Source organism: Candidatus Polarisedimenticolia bacterium, assembly GCA_035764505.1.
In the GTDB taxonomy this organism is placed as follows: domain Bacteria; phylum Acidobacteriota; class Polarisedimenticolia; order Gp22-AA2; family AA152; genus AA152.
Window position 1 is genome coordinate 1 of sequence record DASTZC010000107.1, and the last position, 6,751, is coordinate 6,751.

Consider the following 6,751-nt stretch of genomic DNA (forward strand, 5'->3'; position numbering starts at 1 on the left):
CCTGAAGCCTCCTCGCCCTATTCCTTGAGCACTCCCTCCGAGACGGCGCCCGGCGGGTGGCGCCCCAACCGCGCCTATCGCGCCCGGCTGGAGAATCTGGCGCTCAGGAGCCATGTCACCCTCCTCCTCGGCGTGGTGGACTACCGCACCACGGCGGCGGGAGCGCGGCCGATCAACGCCGCCGCATTGATCCGGCCGGACGGCACCTGGGGGGAAACCTACGCGAAGATTCACCTCGTCCCGTTCGGCGAGTACGTGCCTGTGTCACGGGTTCTCTCCTTCGTCAACCGGATCGCGCAGGGTGCCATCGGCGATTTCCTGCCGGGCCGCACGCCGGTCGTCGTGGAGGTCCCCGGGGCGAAGGTCGGCACTCTGATCTGCTACGAGATGATCTTTCCGGAGCTGGTGCGCCGCTTCGTGAACGACGGCGCCACGGTGCTGGCCAACCTGACCAACGACGCCTGGTTCGGAACCTCGGCGGGCCCCCACCAGCATTTCCAGATGGCGCGCGTGCGGGCGATTGAGAATCGCCGCTTTCTGCTCCGGGCCGCCAACACCGGCATCAGCGCGCTGGTGGATCCGGCCGGACGCGTGCTCGGCCGCACGCGTCTCGAACAGACGACGGTGCTGCACGCTTCGCTGTCCGAGCGCCTGGACTTGTCCTTCTACACCCGCCACGGGGAAGTGCTCGTGATCCTGTGTGCTATACTCGCCGCCGCCGCGCTGGCAGCGGATTTCAAGCTCGGCCCGCGCCGCGCAAAGGAGCGCGAAATCGGTGAATGAGCTCGTGCTGGATGAAGTCGCCGCCCGGGTCGGCCAGGCCACCGCGCGCCTGGAGGGCCTGCGGAGGCACCTTTGAGCTGGAACGCAAGGAAGCGGAGCTGAAGGAGCTCGAGGAGAAAGCCGGCGCCGCCGATTTCTGGAACGATCCCGCCGCCGCACAGAAGGCGCTGCAGCGCCGCACCCGCCTGGGAGAAGAGATCGCCGAGGGCCGCAAGCTGATCGCGCGGCTCGAAGAGGCGCAGGTCATGCTCGATCTCGCCCGCGAAGGGGAGGAGGTCGAAGCCGATCTGATGCGCTGCCTCGACTCGCTGGAAGGGGAGATGGACGAGGCGGAAATCTCCCTGATGCTCTCCGGCGACAACGACGCCGCCAGCGCCATCCTCATCATCCATCCCGGGGCCGGGGGCACCGAGTCGCAGGACTGGGCCGAGATGCTCTATCGGATGTACCTGCGCTGGTCGGAGCGCAAGGGCTACCGGGTGCGGACGCTGGAATACCAGGAAGGCGAGGAGGCGGGGATCAAGTCGGCCACCCTGCTGATTGAAGGAAAGAACGCCTACGGCTTTCTGCGCTCCGAATCGGGCGTCCATCGCCTGGTGAGGATCTCGCCTTTCGACGCCGCGGCCCGGCGCCACACCTCGTTCGCCTCCGTCTACGTCAGCCCCGATATCGAGGACAAGATCGAGATCAAGATCGAGGACAAGGATCTGCGGGTCGATACCTATCGATCCAGCGGGGCCGGTGGCCAGCACGTCAACGTGACCGACTCCGCCGTGCGCATCACGCACCTGCCGACGGGAACCGTCGTCTCCTGCCAGAACGAGCGCTCGCAGCACCGCAACCGGGAGGTGGCGATGAAGATCCTGCGCTCGCGCCTCTACGAGATGGCCCAGCGCGAGCGTGAGGAGAAGCGTGCCGTCGAGGAGGGGGCCAAGAAAGACATTGCCTGGGGGAGCCAGATTCGCTCCTACGTCCTGCAGCCCTACCGCCTCATCAAAGATCACCGAACCAATCTCGAGATAGGCAACGTCGACAAGGTTCTGGACGGGGATCTGGACGATCTGATCCAGGCCTACCTGCTTAAGGGCCGCGCCGCACCCGCACCGAATTCCTTGACGGACCGCCCATAGCTTGATAGATTTGGCACTCGCCAGCGAAGAGTGCTAAAGCCCAAGGAGTGTCCAAGTGCCTGACCTGGAACTCGATAACCGCAGCCGGGAGATCCTCAAGGAGGTCATCCGGAGCTTCATCGATTCGGGGGAGCCGGTAGGGTCGCGAACCATCGCGAAGATCTATCCGGAGGGGCTTTCGGCGGCTTCGATTCGCAACATCATGGCGGACCTGGAGGAGATGGGGTATCTCACGCAGCCCCATACCTCCGCGGGCCGGGTACCTACCGATCGCGGCTATCGCTATTACGTCGATTCGCTGCTGACCGGCGTGGAGCTGCCGCGCTCCGATCGCGAGCGGGTCGCCGAGGTGGTGCGCCGGCAGGTGGCGCTCCCCGAGGTGCTGCACGAGATCTCCCGCGTCATCTCCCGCCTGACCCACCAGGTCGGCTTCGTCGTCTCACCGGACCACACGCGCGCGGTGCTCAAGCACATCGAGTTCATCTCCCTGGGGCCGCGCCGGATTCTCGCCATCCTGGTGGACAAGTCCGGGGCGATTCACAATCGCGTCGCCGACACTTCCGAGGAGCTCACCCAGGAGGAGCTGGACCAGGTGGGCCGCTTCCTCGTGGCGGGGTACCAGGGGAAGACGCTCCCGGAGATTCGCGAGGCGCTGCTGGAAAAGATGAAGGAAGAAAAGGCACGCTTCGACACGCTGCTGTCGCGCGCCATCTCGCTGGGGACCCAGTTCCTGCGCGCCCAGGAAGAGGCCGACAAGCAGGTCTACGTGCAGGGTACCTCGAACATGCTGCAGCAGCCCGACATCGTGGACATGGAGGAGATGCGGCGTATCTTCGAGACTTTCGAGCAGAAGGGAAAGCTCGTGAAGATCCTCGACGAGGTGGTGGGCTCGGAAGGCCTGCGGGTGATCATCGGCTCGGAGAATTCCGATCCGACGTTGGCCCATCTGGCGCTGATCGCCTCGCCCTACCGCGCGGGGGAGCAGTCGACCGGCATTCTCGGAGTCCTGGGTCCCACTCGCATGGAATACTCCCGCGCCATCGCGCTGGTCGACTACATCTCCAAACTCCTCAGCCGGATATTGACCGTCCCTCCCTCCTGACCTATATTTGCGCGCGGGTCTAATTCGATGGCGAATCGACGCTCGGAAACTGATGATACCAATGAGGATCGGCGGCCGGGCGCGGAGCAGCGCGAGGCCCCGGAGGACACCGTCGAAATCGTGGAAGTCGTCGGGCTCGACTCGCAGAACGATCCGGTATCCGAGGAAGAGGCCGATTCCGCCGCCCGTGCGGAGACAGGGCCTCCGGTCCCTTATTCCCGTCAAGAGCTCTACGACATGCTCCTGCGCAAGCAGGCAGAATTCGAGAATGCCCGCAAGCGCATGGACCGCGAGATGCAGGAAAGCCGTCAGCGGCTGTCGATGGATCTCCTCCGTCGTCTGCTTCCCATTCTCGACAACTTCGAGCGCGCTCTCCACGAGAGCGCCGTGGAATCGGAGTCCGCCTTCCGTCAGGGGGTTTCTCTGACCGTCCAACAGATGAAGGATTTGCTTCGGCGCGAAGGACTCGACGAGATTGCCGCGGTGGGTGAGAAGTTCGACCCGATGCTCCACGAAGCGGTGGAGACCCGGGTCGTGGATGGGCTCGAGGATGGAATCGTCCTGGAGGATCTGCGCAAAGGGTATCGCTTCCAGGGTCAGCTGCTGCGTCCGAGCCTGGTAAGGGTGTCGGCCAGGGGCGGCAAGGAGAAACCCGCGATCCCGTAAGCGGGGGAGGCGCGAGAACCACATGGGCAAAGTCATCGGCATCGATCTGGGGACGACGAACTGCTGCGTCGCGGTGATGGAAGGGGGCGTTCCGCAGGTAGTCCCCAACAAGGACGGAGGGCGCACGACCCCCTCGATCGTGGGATTCACCGAGAAGGGGGAGCGTCTCGTCGGCCAGATCGCCAAGCGCCAGGCGGTGACCAACCCGAGGAACACCATCTACGCGGTCAAGCGGCTCATCGGCCGGAAGTTCAAGTCCCCCGAGGTGCAGAACGCCCTGCGCTTCCTTCCGTACGAGGTCACCGAGGCGGCCAACGGCGACGTGCGAGTGCGGGTCCGTGACCGCGACTACTCGCCGCCGGAGATCTCGGCGATGGTGCTGGCCAAGCTGAAGGAGATGGGCGAGGAGTTCCTCGAGGACGAGATCTCAGAGGCGATCATCACCGTGCCGGCCTATTTCGACGACAGCCAGCGACAGGCCACCAAGGATGCCGGGAGGATCGCCGGGCTCAAAGTGTCGCGCATCATCAACGAGCCGACCGCCGCTTCTCTGGCCTATCGCCTCAGCGAGCAGGCCGAGAAGCGCATCGTGGTCTACGACCTGGGAGGGGGAACCTTCGACGTCTCGATCCTGCAGCTGGGGGACGGAGTGTTCGAGGTGAAGTCCACCAGCGGCGACACCTTCCTGGGAGGCGAGGACTTCGACCAGCGCATCGTCGACTGGCTGCTCGGCGAGTTCCAGAGGAAGGAAGGAATCGACCTGAAGGGGGACCGCCTGGCGCTGCAGCGGTTGAAGGAGGCGGCGGAGAAGAGCAAGTGCGAGCTCTCGCTGGAGAGCCGCTCCGAAATCAACCTGCCCTTCATCGCGGCCGACGCCAAGGGACCGAAGCATCTCAATTGCGTGCTGACGCGCGAGCAGTTCGAGGAGCTGGTGGCGGACCTGGTGGAGAAGACCCGCCCGCCCTGCCTGGAGGCGCTGAAGCTGGCCGGTCTCAAGCCGGAGCAGATCGACGAAGTGCTGCTGGTCGGCGGCCAGACCCGCACCCCAAAGGTGATTGAGACGGTCCGGTCGATCTTCGGCCGCGAGCCGAGCCGCGACAAGAACCCCGAGGAGGTCGTGGGCATCGGTGCCGCCATCCAGGGAGCAATCCTCCAGGGTGAAGTGAAGGACATGGTGCTCCTGGACGTGACGCCGCTCTCCCTGGGAATCGAGACGCGCGGCGGAATGTTCACCAAGCTGATCGACCGCAACACCACGATTCCGACGCGCAAGGCGAAGATTTTCACCACCGTGGTGGACAACCAGGCGAAGGTCGAGGTCAATGTGCTGCAGGGAGAGCGTGAGATCGCCTCCTACAACAAGTCACTCGGCCGCTTCGAGCTGGTGGGAATTCCCCCGGCTCCCAAGGGCGTTCCTCAGATCGACGTGACCTTCGACATCGACTCGAACGGAATCGTCCACGTGTCGGCGCGCGACCAGGCCACCGGAAGGGAGCAGAAGATCGTCGTCACCCCTTCGGGAGGCTTGTCCGAAAAGGAGATTACCGAGATCATCGAGGACGCGAAGAAGAACGCGGACGCCGACCGCCGCAAGGCGGAGCTGAGCCGGGTGCAGGCGAGGCTCGAGGGACTGCTGGAATCGAACCTCAAGAGCTTCAACGAATTCGGAAGTCTGCTGGACACCGAGAAGCAGGGGACGGTGCGCCGCATCCTGGAGAATGCCCGCCGGGCGCTGCAGGGCTCTTCCATATCAGAGAGCACCAAGTGCCTGGAGAAGCTGGGCGAGGCCTCGGCCATTCTCACCGAGGTCATCCTGTACAATCCCGCCGGTGGGGCCAAAGCAGCCGCCGGCGGGGGCGGCAGCGAGCCCGAGGCCGGAGAAGCCTGAGAGGTACGCGGCCGCTGCACTGAGCGCTCGGCCGCGCGTATGAACGTCCGAAACATCGGGCGGATTCCGTCGGAGCCATTCCAACTTGAGCAAGCGAGACTACTACGACGTCCTGGGTGTGCCCCGGGGGGCCGACGACGCCGAGATCAAGAAGGCCTACCGCCAGCTGGCCGTGCAGTTCCATCCCGACAAGAACCGAGGCGACAAGGACGCGGAAGAACGCTTCAAGGAGGCCTCGGAGGCCTACTCCGTCCTCTCCGATCCGGAGAAGCGGCGGCGCTACGACCAGTTCGGCCACCGCGGCGTCGGCGGCGGCTTCTCGGGCTTCGACCCGGAGACCTTTTCCGATTTCGGCGACATCCTGGGGGATCTCTTCGGCCTGGGTGATCTCTTCACGCATTCCCGCCGCAGCCAGGGCCCGCGGCGCGGGCCGGACCTGAGGGTCGACGTCGAGATCACGCTGGAGGAGGCGGCGCGCGGCAAGGAGGAAGAGCTTCGCGTGCCGCGCAACGAGACCTGCCCCACCTGCAAAGGCTCCGGGGCGGCGGATCCTTCCGCCGCGGTGCGCTGCGATCTGTGCGGTGGCCGGGGCACCATCACCCTGCAGCAAGGCTTCTTCAGCTTCTCGCGCACTTGTGACCGCTGCAGCGGCTCGGGACGGGTCATCAAGACGCCGTGCGCCGAGTGCGAAGGACGGGGACTGCTGCATCGCGAGCGCACGCTGCGCGTGAAGATTCCGGCGGGGGTGGATGACGGCTCGCAGCTGCGCATCGCCGGCGAAGGCGAGGCGGGAAGCCGCGGTGGAGGGCCGGGGAGTCTCTACGTGGTCATCCATGTCGCCGAGCACGCCTTCTTCCAGCGCGATGGCAGGGACCTCTACTGCGAGCTGCCGATTACCGTGTCGCGCGCCTATCTCGGAGGAGAGGTCCCGGTGCGGACGCTGGAGGGAGTGCAGAAGATCCGCGTTCCCGGCGGGGCGCAGAGCGGCACGCGCGTCAAGCTCAAGGGAAAAGGGCTCCCCGCTCCCGGATCTTCGAGCCGCGGCGATCAAATCGTCGTCCTGCGTGTCGTGGTCCCGCGCTCCGGGCGGGGCACCAAGGCTATGGACGATCTCTTCCGTAAGCTGGAGACGCTCGAAGGAGAAGAGCCCTCGGCCGAGAGCCGCGATTTCCTGGATCGGGT

Annotated in this window: 6 protein-coding genes; all 6 read left to right on the forward strand. The window is 65.3% G+C overall.

The window, feature by feature from the left end; all coding sequences use genetic code 11:
- A partial coding sequence (lnt, locus tag VFW45_07300) for an apolipoprotein N-acyltransferase (protein HEU5180581.1) occupies positions 1-783 on the forward strand: 783 nt, incomplete at its 5' end.
- Between the two features lie 49 nt (positions 784-832).
- Positions 833-1,913, forward strand: a protein-coding gene (prfB, locus tag VFW45_07305; protein HEU5180582.1) for a peptide chain release factor 2 whose coding sequence is annotated in 2 segments (ribosomal slippage) — positions 833-844 and positions 846-1,913 — 1,080 coding nt in all. Because the reading frame shifts where the segments join, the coding sequence is not laid out codon by codon here.
- A 55-nt stretch (positions 1,914-1,968) separates the two neighbouring features.
- A complete protein-coding gene (gene hrcA / locus VFW45_07310) occupies positions 1,969-3,015 on the forward strand; it encodes a heat-inducible transcriptional repressor HrcA (GenBank protein HEU5180583.1) in 1,047 nt (348 codons plus the stop codon).
- A gap of 27 nt (positions 3,016-3,042) precedes the next feature.
- Positions 3,043-3,681 (forward strand): nucleotide exchange factor GrpE, encoded by a 639-nt coding sequence (locus tag VFW45_07315; protein ID HEU5180584.1) that lies wholly within the window; start codon positions 3,043-3,045, stop codon positions 3,679-3,681.
- Between the two features lie 22 nt (positions 3,682-3,703).
- The gene (gene dnaK, locus VFW45_07320; GenBank protein HEU5180585.1) at positions 3,704-5,569 is read left to right on the forward strand and encodes a molecular chaperone DnaK; all 1,866 of its coding nucleotides are present in this window, start codon (positions 3,704-3,706) and stop codon (positions 5,567-5,569) included.
- Positions 5,570-5,654: 85 nt separating this feature from the next.
- Positions 5,655-6,751 (forward strand): molecular chaperone DnaJ (gene dnaJ, locus VFW45_07325; GenBank protein HEU5180586.1); only part of this gene is annotated, 1,097 nt, incomplete at its 3' end.